The 18,524-nt window shown below is 58.8% G+C and carries 12 protein-coding genes and 1 tRNA gene; 7 read left to right on the top strand and 6 right to left on the bottom strand.

All coding sequences use genetic code 11. The features are described from left to right. Nucleotides 1-118: 118 nt before the first annotated feature. Complete coding sequence (gene tnpA / locus DXD94_RS08930) at nt 119-577, top strand: IS200/IS605 family transposase (protein ID WP_117763840.1); 459 nt, start codon at nt 119-121, stop codon at nt 575-577. Between the two features lie 243 nt (nt 578-820). Then, entirely contained in the window at nt 821-3,001 is a 2,181-nt protein-coding gene (locus tag DXD94_RS08925) for a hypothetical protein (RefSeq protein WP_117763839.1), read from the top strand. A gap of 579 nt (nt 3,002-3,580) precedes the next feature. Here DXD94_RS08925 and DXD94_RS08920 read toward each other — a convergent pair. The 4 genes from DXD94_RS08920 to DXD94_RS08905 form a co-directional block, all read right to left on the bottom strand. Further along, nucleotides 3,581-3,655: transfer RNA gene (locus DXD94_RS08920), tRNA-Gln, on the bottom strand. 38 nt (nt 3,656-3,693) lie between these two features. Continuing rightward, nucleotides 3,694-4,599 carry a peptidoglycan-binding protein gene (locus tag DXD94_RS08915; protein ID WP_187361857.1) on the bottom strand — a complete coding sequence of 302 codons (906 nt, stop codon included), beginning with the start codon at nt 4,597-4,599 and terminating at the stop codon, nt 3,694-3,696. A gap of 139 nt (nt 4,600-4,738) precedes the next feature. Beyond that, on the bottom strand, nt 4,739-5,752 hold the full coding sequence (locus DXD94_RS08910; RefSeq protein ID WP_089573618.1) for a polyprenyl synthetase family protein: 1,014 nt from the start codon (nt 5,750-5,752) through the stop codon (nt 4,739-4,741). Between the two features lie 127 nt (nt 5,753-5,879). Further along, entirely contained in the window at nt 5,880-8,330 is a 2,451-nt protein-coding gene (locus tag DXD94_RS08905) for a PTS transporter subunit EIIC (protein WP_117763838.1), read from the bottom strand. A gap of 224 nt (nt 8,331-8,554) precedes the next feature. Here DXD94_RS08905 and DXD94_RS08900 point away from each other — a divergent pair, with 224 nt between their 5' ends. The 5 genes from DXD94_RS08900 to DXD94_RS08880 all read left to right on the top strand — a co-directional run bounded on the left by DXD94_RS08900 (nt 8,555) and on the right by DXD94_RS08880 (nt 13,946). Then, the gene (locus DXD94_RS08900) at nt 8,555-9,274 is read left to right on the top strand and encodes a GntR family transcriptional regulator (protein WP_055252172.1); all 720 of its coding nucleotides are present in this window, start codon (nt 8,555-8,557) and stop codon (nt 9,272-9,274) included. A gap of 306 nt (nt 9,275-9,580) precedes the next feature. Beyond that, the gene (locus DXD94_RS08895; RefSeq protein ID WP_055252173.1) at nt 9,581-10,897 is read left to right on the top strand and encodes an ABC transporter substrate-binding protein; all 1,317 of its coding nucleotides are present in this window, start codon (nt 9,581-9,583) and stop codon (nt 10,895-10,897) included. A gap of 87 nt (nt 10,898-10,984) precedes the next feature. After that, the gene (locus tag DXD94_RS08890; RefSeq protein ID WP_055252174.1) at nt 10,985-11,839 is read left to right on the top strand and encodes a carbohydrate ABC transporter permease; all 855 of its coding nucleotides are present in this window, start codon (nt 10,985-10,987) and stop codon (nt 11,837-11,839) included. Beyond that, nucleotides 11,839-12,678, top strand: coding sequence for a carbohydrate ABC transporter permease (locus tag DXD94_RS08885; RefSeq protein WP_055252175.1), 840 nt, complete (start codon nt 11,839-11,841; stop codon nt 12,676-12,678). The genes DXD94_RS08890 and DXD94_RS08885 overlap by 1 nt, the downstream gene beginning before the upstream one ends. Nucleotides 12,679-12,746: 68 nt before the next feature. After that, nucleotides 12,747-13,946 carry an ABC transporter ATP-binding protein gene (locus DXD94_RS08880; protein ID WP_055252176.1) on the top strand — a complete coding sequence of 400 codons (1,200 nt, stop codon included), beginning with the start codon at nt 12,747-12,749 and terminating at the stop codon, nt 13,944-13,946. Nucleotides 13,947-14,482: 536 nt separating this feature from the next. On the opposite strand, the gene glgP is transcribed toward DXD94_RS08880, so the two are convergent. Next, entirely contained in the window at nt 14,483-16,750 is a 2,268-nt protein-coding gene (gene glgP / locus DXD94_RS08875) for a glycogen/starch/alpha-glucan family phosphorylase (protein WP_233503101.1), read from the bottom strand. Nucleotides 16,751-16,878: 128 nt separating this feature from the next. Further along, on the bottom strand, nt 16,879-18,456 hold the full coding sequence (malQ, locus tag DXD94_RS08870) for a 4-alpha-glucanotransferase (protein ID WP_255415026.1): 1,578 nt from the start codon (nt 18,454-18,456) through the stop codon (nt 16,879-16,881). Nucleotides 18,457-18,524: the final 68 nt, after the last annotated feature.

Below are 18,524 nucleotides of genomic sequence, written 5' to 3'. Positions count from 1 at the left end.
GCCAGCTTTAAACCACCCGCTACGCGGGTGGAGACAAACGGCTTTACAAAGCCACCCCTCCGACCGATATTGACGATTGTTCAGGCCGTCAAGAATTCGAGTCGAAGGGGTGGTCGCCATGGCCCAGAAGGCCTACAGCCTTTCCCACACGAAGTGGATGTGCAAGTACCACATCGTGTTCACGCCGAAGTATAGGCGCAAAGTGATCTACAACCAAATCAGGAGCGACATAGGGGAGATCCTCAGGAAGCTGTGCGAGTACAAGGGGATCGAGATAATCGAGGGGCACCTGATGCCCGACCACGCGCACGTGCTGCTGGCGATCCCGCCGAAGTACAGCGTCGCGAGCGTCATGGGCTACCTGAAGGGGAAGAGCTCGCTGATGGTATTCGACAGGCACGCCAACCTCAAGTACAAGTTCGGCAACAGGAAGTTCTGGGCGGAGGGCTACTACGTGTCCACCGTCGGCCCGGACGAGGCGACGATCGCCAAGTACATCAGGGAGCAGGAGTCCCACGACATCGCGCTGGACAAGCTGAGCGTGAAGGAGTACGAGGACCCCTTCAAGAGGGGGTGATGCTGCCGGTTCGACCGGCGCGCCACGGGTCAAGATGCACTAGGCCTGGACGAAGTCCGGGCCCGCGCCTTTAGACGCGAGCCCGGGGCCCGTGGGTTATACCCTAAGAGCAAACCACCCTTTTTAAGGGTGGTTCTGATTGTGAGAACAGGTGGTGCAAGGGCGTTCTCGCAGATGTTTTGCGTGGATAGGCTCGTGCGTTGTACCATAAGGACGTATATGTGTGCATATGAAAGGGGCCCCGTGGCCAAGACGGTATATTCCGATAATCAAAACAATGTCGATGCTCTGGCTGAGCGTCTGAGCAGCCAGACGTCGCTTTCTGCCGAGCGCGCCAAGCTGGTTGCCTACGACCTGCTCTGCCGCAAGGCGCTCAAGATTAAGTCGAGCGCGCTGGCGCAGATTTTCCGCTCCGTCGATAAGGAATGCGACACCAAGGCGATGCGCGATGAGCTTATCGCGGCAAATATCGTGACCAAGATCGAGGGCAGCGGCATTAACGGGCGCCCGGCGTTCTATACCATCAATGTCGAGATCCGCGATGCCCAGGAGCAGCCTGCCGAGTCCGTCGAAGATTTTGTCGTCGAGGATTCCGCTGACGTGCCTGCTGTGGAAGAAGCTGTTCCGCGTGAGCATGTTGATACCGATGAGTTGCTCGATGAGAACGTCGTGCGTGCCTTTACGGCCAAGGCAGGACGCGGCGGTTTTGGCGGGGGTGGCAAGCGCGATGCGCAGCGTCGCGCCCAGCAGGAGCGCTTCCGTCGCGCCGTTGCTCAAAAGGGTGAGACGGATGCCGAGGCTGTTGAGGAAAAGTCCGTTGGGATGCAGGAGCCGACTCGCACTCAAGAGCATGCTGAGATCCAGGAGCCCAAGCGTCGCCGCGGTGCGCATTTTAGGGCCGAGCAGCAGGATGTTGCGCTCGAGGCCGAAGAGACTGCCGAGGTTGCGGACGATTCCGAGAAGCCGGCCAAGAAGGCCTCAGACTCGTGTCGTCCCGGTCGCGGCTTTGCAGGTCGCGCGTATCCCGTAAAGCGCCAGGAGAAGGTTAATCAGGTTCCGGAGGTGCGGGCCGAGAAGGCCGTGAAGCCTGCCGAGGCGGAAGTTCGTGAACAGAAGCCTGTTGATGAGCAGGTTGCGTCCGATACGGAGATCCAGGGCCAGCAGTCTACTGATGGGCAGACGGAGCAGGGCGCGTCGAGCAAGCCTCGCCGCCGTCGCCATCGTGGAGGCCGCAGTTCCCATGCCGAGACTGCAACCGAGAAGATCACGCCGCAGGACGAGGATGTGAAGGCCGAGGTTTCTGCGGGGCAGCCAAAGCGCCGGCCAGCGAAGGAGAGCAAGTCCGATCGTCCGCAGAAGCAGGCGTCTATGCCGAAGCGCGAGTGCAATTCCCAAGGCGATTCTAAACGCAAGTCTCAGAAGAAGCCGGAGTCTGCCGCAGTAGATACTGCTGCCCAGCAGCCCGAGTCGGCCGCCCGCGGCGAGGTCTCGGCGTTTGCCCTTGCCCGCGTTTTGGGCAGGCAGCTGCTCAAAGTTGTCCCTACGCCTATGGCGCTCTCTAAGATCAAGGACCAGCAGACTCAAATCGTTAAGGTCGAGGGCAAGGACGGCAAAAAGGCTCCGCAGCGCGCTCAGCACAACGAGATGTCCAACCGCAAGATTGCCGAGGAGATTGCGATCATCCAGGCTTGGATCGAGCAGAACCGAGGTGCCGATACGCCGGTTGCCTCGCGCCGCCAGCGTGCCTACCAGATCTTTAACGACGAGAAGGCCTTTGACGGTAAGCACGGTGAGCGCCTGATTAAGCGCATGGCCGAAAAGGGCATCAGCATGCAGGCGATTAAGGTTGCCCCCAACCGCCCCGTGCACTTTACGGGTTTCTTTACGCTGGGCGCCGACAAGCCGTTCATTATGGTCGAGAACCTGGACACCTACGACGAGATCGTCAAGCTCCTGCGTGGCCGCAAGCACGCCAAGCTCTTTGGCATCAAGGTGGGCGGCGTGATTTTTGGCGGCGGATGCAAGGCGAGCGTCTCGCATGCCCTGGACGATTATCTGGCCGAGATCGGCTATCGCTTTAACTACGTCTACTACGTGGGCGATATCGATCGCGAGGGCGCGCGCATCGTCGAGCAGACTCGCAATGCCAATGTGGTTGAGATTCGCCTGCATGCCGGCATGTACCGCGCCATGCTCGCCGAGCATAAGCGTCGCGTGAAGGCCGGCGGCGAGTGCGAGCCCGCGGCTGCCAACCAGGGCGTGCCGCAGAACCTGGCGGCCACGATCAAAGACCTGCCCATGGTTACGCGCGTGCAGTTCCGCAACGTGCTGCGCGAAGGCGGGCGCATTCCGCAGGAGATCCTGATGACCGCTGACTATCGGGATGGCGACTCGGGAAGCTTCGACCGCATGCTGAACAATTAGTTCCGCCGGCCCCGGGAGAGCGGGGACACCGACTTAGGTTTCCTGCTCTACAGTCCTGCTCACGACGGAGGCCACATTAAGTGGCCTCCTGTTCGTGCGGAACTCGCGATAAACCTAAGTCGGTGTCCCCGCTCTCCCGGGGCCGGCGGCTACTTGGTTGTCGCAGACGGCTCGCTTTTCGGAACTGGGCTGATATTTTCTAGATGTAAGGCGCTCTTGGTTCTAATGGGCTTGGGGCGCCTGTATTTTGAGGGTGGATTTTTGGGACATGCCTGAAAATCTACCTTTTGCAACTTCTCGTTCTGTAGGAGAAGCTGTGACCGGCACTTTGGGAGCGTCCCTAAGTGCCGGTTTGGCTGGAAAGTCGAGATGCGGGGAGCCCGTTGCTGGTATGGGACGGAGGGATTCCGCGTCCGCCTTTTCGGCGGCCGCGTCCCGCTGCGTCGCTTCGCTCCTTGCGTGCTGCGCTGGAAAACGCTTCGCGTTTCCTCAGCTCCGCACCCTTGCGGGTTCGAATTCCTCCGCTTGCCCACAAGAAAGCGCCCTGGGCCGTTATGGGCTTAGGGCGCTCAGTTTTAATGGCTGGGACGGAGGGATTCGAACCCCCAACAGCCGGCACCAAAAACCGGAGTTCTACCGTTGAACTACGTCCCAATGTGTGGTGTTGCCCAAAAGCAACTCGTCTAGTTTACCTAATCTGCGAGGGCATCGCAAACGCCGTCGAGTAGGCGTACGGCGAGCGTCTGCGCGTCGCTGGCCGTGAAGGTGCCGTTGTAGCGCGTCATGCCCGTGAGCTCAATGCGAATGCGAGCCGGCTTCTGCTGCGCGGCGACATTGGCGGTGCGGATGCGCTGGGCCAGGTTGTGGCACTCGGCGAGGGCAATCGTGGCGCGTGGCGCGGCGTCGGCGGGCAGCTCGTCGCTTGCGATCTCGAGCACCAGGTCAACGTCGGTTGGGACCTCGGAGTCGCAGAGCATCATGCCGCTGTTGTCGGTCGTTGCCGTGGCGATGTTCCACATGCGCGAAGCAACGCTGCGTGCGATGGGGTCCTCGCCGATAACGGCAATCTGAAAGCGCTCGAGCACGTTGGCGGCGCGAGCAAAACCGATGCGGGACTCGGCTTCGGTGACCGAGGGCTTGCCCTCCCACACATGGTGCAGGCGGTTGATGTAGGCGTAGGTGTCCTGGAAGGCCATGCCGTCGGCAAACAGGCCGACATTTTCCTGGAACTGCTGCAGGGCGGCCTCGGTATGCGGACCAAAGTAGCCGTCGTCTTCGCCACAGGCAAAGCCCAAAACGTTGAGAGCGCGCTGCAGGGCCTGCACATCGGCGCCATGGAAATTGGGCATGCGCAGATACAGGGTGCGGTCGCCCAGCTTATACGAGGCGTCGACCAGGGCGCTCCAACAGGGGATATCGACGGCATGACCGGCAGCAAGGCCGCTGTCGAGCCTGAAGGTGCTGACGGCCTGCTCGGTGGTGGTGCCAAAGCGCTTGTCGACAACCTCGGCGTCATCGATTGTATAGCCGAGCTGCAGAAGGCGGGACTGGACGTCCTCGACGGCTGCTCCCTGCATGCCTGTGGTAATAGGTTCCATGAACGAACCCCTTTCGGCGTACCATTCGTACTATTTTGAGCGTGTGTCGGATAGACAACGCGAGACAATTTATAAACATGCACTCAATAGTGTAGCAACTTGTACCCAAACTCGCTGCCCACAGGTTTTATGACCCCCACTAGTTAAGACGCTCCACAAAGAAATCTGCCATTGAGAGGAAGAGCTCGCGCGCATGCGGGTCGAGCTCGACGCCTTCGATAGCGGCCTTGGCCTTAGCGGTCAGGTCGAGCGCATAGGTGTGGGCGTAATCGATGGAGCCGGTCTCCTGGAAGATCTCCACGGCGCGTGCGAGCTGCGCAGGGTCCTCGGTGCCCGAGGAAAGGATTGCCTCGATCTCGTCGTGATAGCGCTCGTCTGACAGGGCATGCACGGCAACGAGGGTGCGCTTGCCCTCGGTGATATCGGTGCGGAAGTCCTTGTTGGCGGCCTCCTTGGTGCCGATCAAGTTGAGCAGGTCGTCTTGAATCTGGAAGGCAAGGCCCGTGTGCAGCCCAAAGGCGCGCAGTGCCTCAATCTGCTCTTCGCTGCCGCCGCCGATAATGGCTCCGGCGGCAAGCGGCGTCGCTCCGCTGTAGTACGCGGTCTTGTGCGTCGCCATGTCCAGATAATCGTCGACCGAAATGTCAAAGCGCCCGTCGCGGACCCAGCCCAGGTCGAGCGCCTGGCCCTCGATGGTACGGACGATCATTTCGGTAAGCTCGTGGAGCACGCGAAGCTTCACGTCTGCGTTGAGTGTGGGGTCGTCGAGAACCGTCTTGGTGACCATGGTGAGCGCCAGGTCACCGCAGTTGATGGCAAGACCGGTGCCCTCGGTAAGGTGCATGCAGGGCTTGCCGCGACGAATCTGCCCGTTGTCGGCGATGTCGTCGTGGATGAGTGCGCCCGACTGAAAGTGCTCGATGGCCGCCGCTGCGCTGCGGGCGCTCTCAAAGCTGCCGCCTACCGCAGTGGCGGCGAGCATGCAGATGAGCGGGCGGTGGCGCTTGCCAGCGTTTGCCGTAAATGCCGAGAGCGGGGTATACAGGTAGCGCTCGATATCGGCGGAAGTCGCCTGTCCGTCAAAGAACGTGGCCAGATAGTCGTTAATCTGGTCAAAGTGCTGGGCTAAAAAGCTGGTAAACGGACTGGACACGGGTTCTCGCATTCTTTGATAGGTTGCATCGTTGCATTATGCAGACAACATATTGCCACATTAGGGCGTCGAGCGCGGCGGTTGAAGACGATTGGTCCATGCGGCCGCAAGTGCGGTAGGGGCTTGGCTAGATAAGCCCAAAGTGTTCGAGCGCGGTGACGACGCCGTCGTGGTCGATGCTGTCGGTGACATAGTCGGCCTTTTCCTTGAGGAAGTCCGGCGCATTGCCCATGGCGATACCGACATCGACGGCGTTCATCAGTGAGACGTCATTGCTGGCGTCGCCGATGCCGTATACGGTTCCGTGGTGGGGATCGAGGGCGTCGAGTACGGACTGGATACCCTCGCGCTTGGTGCATTCGCGAGGCGAAATCTCGGTCACTTCGAGCTCGAGCTCGTTAAAGCAGAGCAGCGGCTCAAACGCTTGATCCTGAGCGATGCGGCTGGCAAGCGACGTGGACATTAAGATCTTGTAGGCGCTGTAATGTTGCAGCTGCGTAATTGCATCGCCCACGGTGCGGGCGTATCCCGGGGCGTCGGGCGCATCGGCACTCATGCGAACGACGCCATTGAGTCCCTCAAAACGAATCACTTCGTCCGATTGCTCAAGAATGGGAGCAAGGCGCTGCAGCATGCCGGGCGTCATCGCCAAATCGCGAATCACGTGTCCCTCAAGTTCGACATAGCCACCCGCGAGGCAGACGATGCCGGTCCAGGGCAGCTCGAGCAGCTTTGGATGGATGCAGCTCAGCGTGCGCCCTGTGCAGATAAACGCCATATTGCCCTTGGCGACAAAATCACGGATGGCTTGCGAGACCGCTTCATTGGGATAGGGGGAGAGGTCTCGCTCGCTCTCGGGAAGCTCTTGTGCCACTCGAGGGTCTTGCCAGGCGAGTGTTCCGTCGATATCGAAGAAGCAGATATCGCCGCGCTTATGGGCTGCGCTGGCGGAAGGGGAGGCCGAGGTGGTGGGCACAAATCCCGGCTCGAGGCCCATGATCTGGTCAAAATGCTCTTTAACGCGGGGAACGGAGATGCCAATAATCACCTGGGCGGTCTTGCCCGTAATGATGAGGCCCTTGGCGCCCGCCGCGACGAAGGCTGCGTTGTCTGCGACAACGGAAGGTTCTGCGACCTCAACGCGCAGACGCGTGGCGCAATTGGTCGCTCCTACAATATTGCTAACGCCACCCAAGAGCGCAACGACTTGCTCAGCAAGCAGATGATCTTGGGATGATTGGTTGTCGGTGCCGTTTTGGGCCGCGCCTTCTTTGGCAGAGCTTTTTCCCGTCAGACGTGCGAGCGCCGCATCGCTGGCGATATGATCCTCGCGGCCTGGGGTTTTTAGGTCGAAAGCCAGAATGAGGCCCCGGAAGACCAGAAAAAAGACAGCGCTAAACATCAGACCGATACCGAGCGCCAAAAGGTAGGAGCCGGCATGCATCCGCATGAGTGGGATGAAGTTGAAGGCCGTCATTTCCATGAGACCGCCCGAGAAGATGCCGACGATGCCAAAGAAGTTCATGGTCATGGCAAGGCAGGAGGATAGGACGGCGTAGAGCAAAAAGAGTCCGGGATAGGTGAACATAAAGAGAAACTCGAGCGGCTCGGTGACGCCGCAGACCACCGAGGCGACGATGGCGGGCAAAAGGATGACCTTAAGGCCGGCGCGGCGTTCGGGTTTGGCGGTGAAATAGAATGCTGCCGCGATGGCGGGAAGGCCAAAGAGCTTGCCCCAGCCGGTGGCGGTAAAACCTGCCCAGGGCGCAAGTTCATTTAAAGGGCGCGTGCTATGGGAGAGAATGGGGAGCAGGTTGGTCCACGTGGCGTAAATACCGTCGTGAATGACCAGATTGTCGTAATAGATGGGCATATAGAGCAGATGGTGCAGCCCCATGGGCTCGAGCGCTCGCTCCAAAAACACAAAGATGCCCACGCCGAAGGGGCCGACGCCCGCAAGTGCGTGGCGCAGCGTTTCGGTCACAGCGTATGCGAAGGGCACGATGGCGGCCGAGATGGCGGCAAGGGCAAACACGGCAAAAAAGCTGATGAGGTAGACCAGCGAGGAACCCGAGAAGGTGCCGAGCCAATCGGGAACCTTGGCATCGTAGAAGCGGTCATGGATCGCGACGACGGTTGCCGACACCGCCAGCGGGCCGATAATGCCGGTGTCGAGCGTCTTGATGCCGTCGATGACGGTGATGCCGCTAGCGGAGGTCAAAAACGACGGGTACTTAAGCCCAAGGTTGTCTCCGCTCAGCTTAATGATCTCGCTCAAAAAGAAACAGTAGGCAAAATAGGCTACGAGCGCCTCGAGGCAGCAGCGTGCCGGTTGCTTTTGGGCAAGGCCGATAGGCAGCGCTACGGCAAAAAGGAGTGGAAGGCGCTTAAAGACCGTCCACGAGCCGCGCTGGATGATGGTCCAGAAAACGTACCAGGGGGTTCCGTATACGGCGAGGTCGCCGACGATATCCACGGTCGTTGCGAGGGCGGAGATGCCGACCATGAGGCCTGATATAGAAAACAGCATGGCGGGCGCGAACATGGCTCCGCCAAAACGTTGGATTTTCTGCAGCATAATATGCCTTTCGGATGCAACATGCTGTGCGAGCAAGAACGTTTAAACAATGAACTCATTGTAGAGGACTGGCTGCTTGCCGCATTGACGGTTTTGATTCGGTCCGATTTGGGTTTCGGGGGAACCGTCGACGGTAAATAATCCGTGCTTTACCGATAATCGGTTTAAACAACTTTAAGAAATGCTATCGTGCCTAGCCATACATATTCATTAGAGGTGAAATCATGCCAAAAGCGATTTACGAAGGAATCTACCGCGAGATCCGTTCGCGCATCATCAACGGGACCTATGCGTTTCAGGAGATGCTGCCAACCGAAGCCGAGCTGACCGCGGAGTTTGGCTGCACGCGCAATACCGTTCGACGCGCCTTGAGCATGCTGGCCGACCAGATGTTTGTGCAGCCTATACACGGTAAGGGCGTGCGCGTTATTTGGCTTAAGGGCGAAACCGACATGCTGGGCGCACTCGAAGAGGTTGAGTCGTTTGGCGAGTTCGCAAAACGCAACAATGCCGTCGCATCGACCGAGGTCAAGTCTTTTGAACATTTGATTTGCACTGAGCAACTCTCACGTCGCCTGGGCTTTAAGGTGGGCGAGGAGCTGATTCGCGTCGTGCGTGTCCGAAGCCTCAACGGCAGCGCGCGCCAAGTGGACCATGGCTACTTTTTGGCGTCGATCGCCAAGGGCCTGACCCCCGAGATCGCGGCGGATTCTATCTACGGCTATCTGGAGCACAAGCGCGGCGTCAAAGTGATGGCGAGCCGTCGTACGGTGAGTGTCGAGCTCGCCAACGATGAAGACTGCAGCTATCTGGACCTCGGCAAGTACAACTGCGTCGCCGTCATGGAGAGCCAGTCGTACACCTCGGACGGCATCTTGTTCGAGGTCACGCATGCCCGCACACACCCCGAGATCTTCCATTACCGCGTCAATTCCAAGCGATAGCCGGCTAGCTCGCAGCCTGACGAGACTCATGCCCTCAAAGCGAAAACGCCCGGTCAAACCGACGATGCATCGGCTTGATCGGGCGTTTTCTCTGCATTCGATAACAAATAATTGTTTATACAAAACTTGTCAAGTATCAAGTCGAAATTACCGTTCACCGAAGTTTTTCTACCGCTCTAGTAATACTTGTTCAAACAACTAGCCAAATAGCGTATTGTACAAGTCAGCAAAAGGGGCAAAGTCCCCGAGCCAATCTCCGAAGGCGGCGGCAAAGGGTGCCGCCACGGTGTGAAAGGGTGGATTGTAATGAAGAACGAAATGAGCAGAAGGCAGTTCCTGGGCTTTGCTGGTTCCGCGGCTGCGGTTCTTGGTCTGGGCCTCGTGGGCTGCGGTGGTTCTGCCGGCTCTGGCTCCTCTGCTTCTGGTGACGCTGCCGAGGTCTACTTCCTCCAGTTCAAGCCCGAGGTCGACAAGGAGTGGAAGGAGATCGCCAAGGCGTACAAGAAGGAGAAGGGCGTCGAGGTCAAGATCGTGACCGCCGCCTCCAACACCTACGAGGAGAAGCTCAAGTCCGAGATGTCCAAGAGCTCCGCTCCGACGCTGTTCCAGGTCAACGGCCCCACCGGCCTTAAGAACTGGAAGGACTACTGCGCCGATCTTTCCGACACCAAGCTCCGCGGCGAGCTCATCGACGACTCCCTGGCGCTGCAGTCCGACGGCAAGGATCTGGGTATCGACTGGGTTCAGGAGAGCTACGGCATCATTTACAACAAGGAGCTCCTCGAGAAGGCCGGCTACAAGGCCGAGGACATCAACTCCTTCGACAAGCTGAAGGCTTGCGCCGATGACATCCAGGCCCGCAAGGACGAGCTCGGCGTTGACGGTGCCTTCACTTCCGCCGGTATGGATGACTCCTCCAGCTGGCGCTACACCACGCACCTCGCCAACCTCCCGCTCTACTACGAGTTCGAGAAGGAGCACAATCAGGAGGACGACGAGATCAAGGGCGAGTATCTCGACAACTTTAAGCAGATCTTCGACCTGTACATCACCGACTCCACCTGCGATCCTTCGCAGCTCGCCTCCAAGACCGGTGACGACGCCACCAACGAGTTCGCAACCGGCAAGGCCGTCTTCTATCAGAACGGCTCTTGGGCCTACGCCGACCTCACCAAGGCCGGTATGACCGACGACCAGCTCGGCATGCTGCCGATCTACATCGGCGTCGACGGCGAGGAGAACCAGGGCCTGTGCTCCGGCGGCGAGAACTACTGGTGCGTCAGCTCCCAGGCTTCCGAGGATGCCCAGAAGGCCACCGAGGACTTCATGTATTGGTGCGTCACTTCTGACACCGCCACCAGCATCATCGCTGACAAGATGGGTCTGACCGCCCCGTTCAAGAGCGCTAAGGAGACCACCAACGTCTTCTCTCAGCAGGCCGTTGCTATGGCCAAGGACGGCAAGAAGACCGTCGCTTGGGACTTCGTTTACATCCCCTCCGAGGAGTGGAAGAAGAACCTCAAGCAGGCTCTCATCGCTTATGCTGCCGACAACACCAAGTGGGACGGCGTCAAGAACGCCTTCGTCGATGGCTGGAAGACCGAGAAGGCTGCTTCCGAGTAAGCAGTTGCTGCCCAAGCTATCTGATTAGCGACAGGGGGCGGGCAGACGTAGGTTTGCCCGCCCCCTGCATATTGAAAGGACCCTTCTATGGGCAAAGCACTCAAGCGCTGGTGGCCGCTCTTTATGCTGCCCACGTGCCTGGCGTTTATGATCGGGTTCGTGATTCCCTTTATCCAGGGTTTCTATCTCTCGTTCTGCCAGTTTATTACCATCAATAACGCGCACTTTGTCGGTATCGAGAACTACGTGCGCGCGCTGTCCGATCCGCAGTTCTCCACGTCGTTCTTCTTTACCGTGGCGTTTGCTTTCCTGTCGACGGTGCTCATCAACGTGATCGCGCTGGCCATTGCGCAGGCGCTCACTCGCAAGGCGCTCAAGGGCACCAACATCTTCCGTACGATTTTCTTTATGCCTAACCTGATTGGCGGCATTGTACTGGGTTACATTTGGCAGATTCTGATCAACTGCCTGCTCTCCAACGTGGGTGCCCAGCTTATCGCCCTCAACTCCGCCGCTGGCTTCTGGGGCCTTATCATCCTGACCCTGTGGCAACAGGTCGGCTACATGATGATCATCTACATCGCCGGTCTGCAGTCCATTCCGTCTGACTACATCGAGGCCGCCAAGGTCGATGGCGCTACGGCATGGCAGACGTTTTGGAAGGTTAAGATCCCCAACCTGATGCCGACCATCACCATCTGCCTGTTCCTGTCCATCACCAACGGCTTTAAGCTGTTCGACCAGAACCTCGCCCTTACCGGTGGCGCCCCGGCGCACTCCACCGAGATGCTCGCCCTGAACATCTACAACACGTTCTATTCGCGTGCTGGCATCGCATGGCAGGGCATCGGTCAGGCCAAGGCAGTTATCTTCTGCATCCTGGTTGTCGCTATTTCTATGATCCAGCTTAAGGCCACGAGGTCCAAGGAGGTGCAGCAGTAATGAAACGCGATAAGGCTATCAACCGCGCGCTCTCGATCTTCTTTACGATCCTGTCGCTCGCATGGATCTACCCCGTGTTCATGATTGCGCTCAATTCCTTTAAGAAAGCGACCGCAATCAGCACCACCACGGCGTTCGATCTGCTCACGCCCGAGACGTTCAACGGCCTCGCAAACTACGTGCACGCTCTGAACGAGCAGGGCTTTGCCTCGGCGTTTATGTACTCGCTTATCATCACGGTCACGTCGGTCGTGCTGATTCTGGTGTGCTGCTCCATGTGCGCTTGGTACGTGGTGCGCGTCAACAGCAAGATCTCGAACTTCTTCTATTACCTGTTCGTCTTCTCGATGGTCGTACCGTTCCAGATGCTCATGTTCACGCTGTCCAACCTCGCGGACCGCATCGGCTTTAACACGCCGTTTAACATCTGCTTCATCTACCTCGGTTTTGGCGCGGGCCTCGCGGTCTTTATGTTCGCCGGCTTCGTCAAGAACATCCCGCTCGAGATTGAGGAAGCGGCCATGATTGACGGCTGCAACCCGGTCCAGGTGTTCTTTAAGATCGTTCTCCCCATCATGAAGCCCACCTATCTTTCGGTCGGCATCCTCGAGACCATGTGGGTCTGGAACGACTACCTGCTGCCCTACCTTACGCTCGACTCCACCAAGTACAAGACCATTCCTATTTTGATCCAGTACTTCCGCGGCGGCTATGGCCACGTCGAGCTCGGCCCCATGATGGCCTGCATCATGATGGTCGTTGTCCCCATCGTCATCATGTACATCTTCTGCCAGAAGTACATCATCGACGGTGTGGTGGCAGGTGCCGTCAAGGGCTGATGCCGTAACTGTTTTGCAAGTTTTGGCGGCGCCCCTCAGCGCGGCGCCGCGTATCGAAAGGTAGAGACATGGCCGAGATCGTTCTCAAACATGTTCAGAAGGTGTATCCCAACAACGAGTCAAAAAAGAAGGGCTTCTTTGGCAAAAAGAAGAAGACCGAGGAGAAGAAGCACAACCTCAAGGTTACCGAGGACGGTGTGCTCGCTGTAGAGGACTTCAACCTCACCGTTCACGACCAGGAGTTCATCGTCCTCGTTGGCCCCTCTGGCTGCGGTAAGTCCACGACGATGCGCATGGTCGCCGGCCTAGAGGACATCACCTCCGGCGACGTGCTCATCGACGGCAAGCGCGTCAACGACGTGGCGCCCAAGGACCGCGACATCGCCATGGTGTTCCAGAGCTACGCTCTGTACCCCAATATGACGGTGTACGAGAACATGGCGTTTACGCTTGAGCTCAAGAAGGTCCCCAAGGACGAGATCGACCGTAAGGTTCGCTCCGCTGCTGAGATCCTGGGTATTACCGAGTACCTCGACCGTAAGCCCAAGGCGCTCTCTGGCGGCCAGCGCCAGCGCGTCGCCATCGGCCGCGCCATCGTGCGTGACCCCAAGGTCTTCCTGATGGACGAGCCGCTGTCCAACCTGGATGCCAAGCTTCGTAACCAGATGCGCGCCGAGCTCATTAAGCTGCGTCACGAGATCAAGGGCACCTTCATCTACGTTACCCACGACCAGACCGAGGCTATGACCCTCGGCGACCGCATCGTGGTCATGAAGGACGGCGTCGTCCAGCAGATCGCCACGCCGCAGGAGGTCTTCAACCATCCCGCGAACATCTTCGTCGCCGGCTTCATCGGCGTGCCGCAGATGAACTTCTTCGATGCCCAGCTGGTGCGCTCGGGCAACGGCTTTACTGTCAAGACCGAGGATATGAACGTGGCGCTCGCCCCGGAGACTTGCGCTCAGCTTGCCCTCAACTGGGACGGCGGCGACGTGAAGGAGATTACGGCCGGCGTGCGCCCCGAGCAGATTCTGCTTGCCGACAAGGACGAGGAGGGTGCGCTCCAGGGCACCGTCGAGGTGACCGAGCTCATGGGCTCGACCGAGCATGTCCACGTGACTGCTCCCGACGGCCAGTTTGTCCTGATCATTCCCGTCGTCGACCTCGAGGCCAAGGGCGCGCTCAAGGCGGGCGACCCCATCTGGTTCAAGTTCGAGAAGAACGCGACCCACCTCTTCGATAAGGTCTCTGGCAAGAACCTTATCTAGGCCCGGTGCAACCAGGCCCTTCCTTTGGGCGACTGCGGCTTTGCCATCCTTTTGCCGCGGTCACATATAAGGCTCCCCTCCCGTCCACTGGGCGAGAGGGGAGCCTTTCTTTGTGTTGGGACTGTCTGACCGGTCGTTTGTCTCGATCTGTAACGGATAGGGCCGATTTCGGACGTTAGATGTTACAGATCGAGACGGTTCCGCTGAGCTAACCATTTCATCTAAATCTGTAACACCAAAGGCGAATTTCACCTGCTAGATGTTACAGATTGAGATATTGCTGCGGGACGATTCCGTTTGTCTCGATCTGTAACAGGAAGAACCAATTTTAGGTGCCAGATGTTACAGATTGAGATGAACTCAGATGGACGGTTTTGATTGTCTCGTTCTGTAACGGGCGGTGCCAATTCTGCTGGCTAGTTGTTACAGATCGAGATTGTTAGGCAGAGTCGGGTCACAGGGTAACGTGCGGGCACAAAAAACGGAGCCGTGTTGCCACGACTCCGTTTCTCAAGAGGATGGGTAAGGGGAATGAGCTAGCTCAGGTGCCAGATCTCGTCGTTGTACTGGGAGATCGTACGGTCGGACGAGAAGGTGCCGGCGTTGGCGATATTGATGAGCGCCTTGCGCATCCAAGCGTCCTGGTCCTCGTAGTCGGCCAGCACGCGCTCCTTGGTCTGGATGTACTCCTCAATGTCGAGTAGGGCCATGAACCAGTCCTTGCCCTTGATGTCGTCGTGCAGACGCTGCAGGCGCTCCGCGTTGCCGGTCGCCATAAAGGCGGGGTTGGTGATGAAGTCCACCAGCAGTTTGATGCCGGGCTTGCGGTAGAGTGCGCCGGCATCGTAGGTGCCGTCGGCGTAGAGCTGCTCGACCTGCTTGGACGAGGCGCCAAAGGTGTAGATGTTCTCGTCGCCCACGAGCTCGGCAATCTCCACGTTGGCACCGTCGAGCGTGCACAGGGTTAGGGCGCCGTTGAGCATGAACTTCATGTTGGAGGTGCCGCTTGCCTCCTTGGAGGCCAGGCTGATCTGCTCGGAGATGTCAGCGGCGGGGATCACGCGCTCGGCGGCGGTGACGTTATAGTTCTCGATCATGACAACCTGCAGGTAGGGCGCCACGTCGGGGTCGTTTGCAATCCACTGCGACAGCGTCAGGATCAGGTGAATGATGTCCTGGGCGATGGTGTAGGCAGGTGCCGCCTTGCCGCCAAAGATGATGGTGACGGGGTGAGCGGGCTTGTTGCCGTTCTTGATGTCGAGATACTTCCAGATGATGTAGAGCGCGAGCATCTGCTGGCGCTTATACTCGTGGATGCGCTTGACCTGAACATCGATGATGGCGTTGGAGGGAATGGTCACGCCCTGCTCGAGCGCCATGAACTGGCGCATGATGCTCTTGGCCTCGACTTTGGTGGCAGCCAGGCGCTCAAGAACGTCCTTGTCGTCGGCGAATTCGGCGAGCTTGCTCAGATCGCCGGTGCTGCGCCAATCGGTGCCGATCACATCGTCGAGCAGGCTGGCGAGCGCGGGGTTGGCACCATGGATCCAGCGGCGGAAGGTGATGCCGTTGGTCTTGTTGGAGAACTTCTCGGGATAGATCTCGTAGAACGGATGAAGCTCGGTGTCCTCAAGTATCTTGGTGTGGAGGGCGGCTACGCCGTTGATGGAGAAGCCAAAGTGGATGTCCATGTGGGCCATGTGGACGGTGTTGTATTCGTCGATGATGGCGACGCGCGGGTCATCGTGCTCGGCCTTCGCGATCTCATCGAGCTTGACGATAATGTCGGCGATGGCAGGGGAGACCTTCTGCAGGCTGGCGAGCGGCCACTTCTCGAGGGCCTCGGCAAGAATCGTGTGGTTAGTGTAGGCGACCATGGAGCGTACGATGGTCACGGCCTCGTCAAACTCGATGCCATGCTCGGTGGTGAGCAAGCGAACGAGCTCGGGAATGACCATGGTGGGATGCGTATCGTTGATCTGGACCACGGCGTAGTCGGCCAGATCGTGCAGGTTACTGCCGCGCTCGACAGCCTCGTCGATCAGGAGCTGGGCAGCGTTGCTCACCATGAAGTACTCCTGGTAGATGCGAAGCAGACGGCCCTGCTCGTCGGAATCATCCGGATAGAGGAACAGGGTGAGGTTCTTGGCGATCTCGGTCTTATCGAAGTCGATGGAGCTGCCGGGGACCAGGCCATCGTCGACACTTGCCAGGTCAAACAGGCGCAGGCGGTTCTTGGTGGGCTGGCCGTAACCAGGCACATCGATGTTGACGAGCTTGGAGGTAACGGCAAAATCGCCAAACTCAACGGTGTAGGAGCGGTCGTCATCGACCAGGATGTCCTGCTCGCCAAGCCACTCATCGGGGACGGCCTTCTGCTGCTTGTCGACAAAGCGCTGGCGGAACAGGCCGTAATGGTAGTTGAGGCCCACGCCGTCGCCGGTCAAGCCCAGCGTGGCGATGGAATCCAGGAAGCATGCGGCCAGACGGCCCAAGCCACCGTTGCCGAGCGACGGCTCAACCTCAAACTCTTCGATTTTGTTGAGGTCGTGGCCTGCGGCGGTGAGCTGGTCCTTAACCTCGTCGTAGATGCCGAGGTCGATCATGTTGTTGATGAGCAGCTTGCCAATCAAAAACTCGGCAGAGATGTAGTAGAGCTTTTTCTTGCCATTGTTGAGCGGGCAGGCGGAAGAGCGCTCCTGCACGAGCTTGACCAGCAGCTTGTAAATGCGACGGTCGTCGAGCTGCTCGAGCGAGGTGCCAAAAGACTGCTCGGCGAGTTCCATGAGGTTTATTTGGGGCATGTTTCCTCCTGTGATGGGTTGTTTCATGTCTGCAATTCATAAGAAGCCCGCGCGAGGGGATTGGGGTGGCCTCGCGCGGGAAAAGCAAGCGCGTCCGCACGGTGGGGAGGGGTCGGGCGCGGTAGCTCCTATTGAGGAAGCTCGATTTCAGCTTCCGACGGGATGCGGAAGTAGGTTTCGGTCCAGTCGGTGAGTTTGTGCTCGAGCTCGCGGGTGATGGCGCCGTCGAGCATGCGCCAAGTCCAGTTGCCGCCCAGCGTGGAAGGGGTGTTGATGCGCGCCTCATTGCCCAAGTTGAGCAGGTCCTGCATGGTGTAGATGCACGTGTCGCTTACGCTGGCGGCGATGGTGCGATTGAGTGCATCTGCCATGGGTTCGCCGGCCTGCTGATGGGCGTACAGGGCTGCCTGCTCGCGCTGACGCGGGGTGGCCGTTCCCTCAAACCAACCACGCGCCGTTTCGTTGTCGTGGGTGCCCACGTAGGCGACGGTGTTGGCAATGTAGTTGTGCGGCAGGTAGTACGAGTTGGTGCCCTCAAAGGCAAACTGCAGGATCTTCATGCCAGGGAAGCCCAAGTTGTCGCGCATGTCGATGACACCGGGAGTGAGGAAGCCCAAGTCCTCGGCGATGATGGGCAGCGTGCCGAGCTTTTCCTCGAGCGCTTTGAAGAGCTTGAGGCCGGGACCCTGCGTCCACGAACCGTGGGACGAATCGGGCGAGGAGAACGGCACCTCCCAATAGGCCTCGAAGCCGCGGAAGTGATCCAGGCGGATGACGTCGTACATGTCGAGGGCAGCGCGAATGCGGCCCTCCCACCAGGAGAAGCCGTCGGACTCCATGGCGTCCCAGTCGTAGATGGGGTTGCCCCAGTACTGGCCGGTGGCCGAGAACTGGTCGGGCGGCGTGCCGGCGACGCTCACGGGATTGCCGGCGGCGTCGATCTTAAAGAGCTCAGGTGTCGCCCACATCTCGACGGAGTCGCGCGAGACATAAATGGGCAGGTCGCCGATGATGAGAATGTCGCGCTCGTTGGCATAGGCCTTGAGGCGGCTCCACTGGCGATCGAAGAAGTACTGCGTCATCTGGTGGTAGAGCATGCGCGCCGGATGGTCGGCGCAGACCTTGGCGGAAGACTCGCCGCGGGTACGGAGCTCCGCGGGCCACTCCCAAAACGCCTTGAGACCGCACTCCTCTTTGACGGTCATGAACTCACAGTAGGGGATGAGCCAGTCCTCGTTGGCCTGGATAAAGTCATCAAAATCGGCCGGCTTGTCGGCAGCAAAGCGCTCAGCGGCTCGGTCGAGAATCTGACGGCGGCCGCCAAAGATAGCACCGTAGTCGACATTGCTGGGATCGGAGCCCAGGTACACGCCGTCGATATCGTGCTGCTCCAGATAGCCGGCCTCGATAAGCTCGGCAAAGTCGATAAAGTTGGGGTTGCCCGCACGGGCCGAGAACGACTGATAGGGCGAGTCGCCATAGCTCGTCGTCGTAAGGGGCAGAATCTGCCAGTAATGTTGTTTGCACGAGGCAAGAAAATCGACGAAGTCGTAGGCATTCCAGCCAAAGCCGCCGATGCCGTAAGGCCCGGGCAATGACGAAACGGGCATCAGAACACCGCTTGCACGCTCCATGGATGCACTCACCGTCCTTTTGAATAAGGGGCTGCGCCGTAGATGGATAGACGGCTCGTCCCGAGTTTCCATTTCTATTGTCCCTATTGTAGAACATGTTGTTTAAACATGTATATAGAGAATGAAAAAGTTGCCGAATT

Source organism: Collinsella sp. TM10-22, from assembly GCF_003466125.1.
Lineage (GTDB): Bacteria > Actinomycetota > Coriobacteriia > Coriobacteriales > Coriobacteriaceae > Collinsella.
This window is presented reverse-complemented; position numbering and strand designations above follow the sequence as displayed.

What these genes read in the sequence shown, in the direction of transcription:
- tnpA (WP_117763840.1), top strand. Translation starts at nt 119, where the DNA reads ATGGCCCAGAAGGCCTACAGCCTTTCCCACACGAAGTGGATGTGCAAG.
- DXD94_RS08915 (WP_187361857.1), bottom strand. Translation starts at nt 4,599, where the DNA reads ATGGAACCTATTACCACAGGCATGCAGGGAGCAGCCGTCGAGGACGTC.
- DXD94_RS08905 (WP_117763838.1), bottom strand. Translation starts at nt 8,330, where the DNA reads ATGCTGCAGAAAATCCAACGTTTTGGCGGAGCCATGTTCGCGCCCGCC.
- DXD94_RS08900 (WP_055252172.1), top strand. Translation starts at nt 8,555, where the DNA reads ATGCCAAAAGCGATTTACGAAGGAATCTACCGCGAGATCCGTTCGCGC.
- DXD94_RS08895 (WP_055252173.1), top strand. Translation starts at nt 9,581, where the DNA reads ATGAAGAACGAAATGAGCAGAAGGCAGTTCCTGGGCTTTGCTGGTTCC.
- DXD94_RS08890 (WP_055252174.1), top strand. Translation starts at nt 10,985, where the DNA reads ATGGGCAAAGCACTCAAGCGCTGGTGGCCGCTCTTTATGCTGCCCACG.
- DXD94_RS08885 (WP_055252175.1), top strand. Translation starts at nt 11,839, where the DNA reads ATGAAACGCGATAAGGCTATCAACCGCGCGCTCTCGATCTTCTTTACG.
- DXD94_RS08880 (WP_055252176.1), top strand. Translation starts at nt 12,747, where the DNA reads ATGGCCGAGATCGTTCTCAAACATGTTCAGAAGGTGTATCCCAACAAC.
- glgP (WP_233503101.1), bottom strand. Translation starts at nt 16,750, where the DNA reads ATGCCCCAAATAAACCTCATGGAACTCGCCGAGCAGTCTTTTGGCACC.
- malQ (WP_255415026.1), bottom strand. Translation starts at nt 18,456, where the DNA reads ATGGAAACTCGGGACGAGCCGTCTATCCATCTACGGCGCAGCCCCTTA.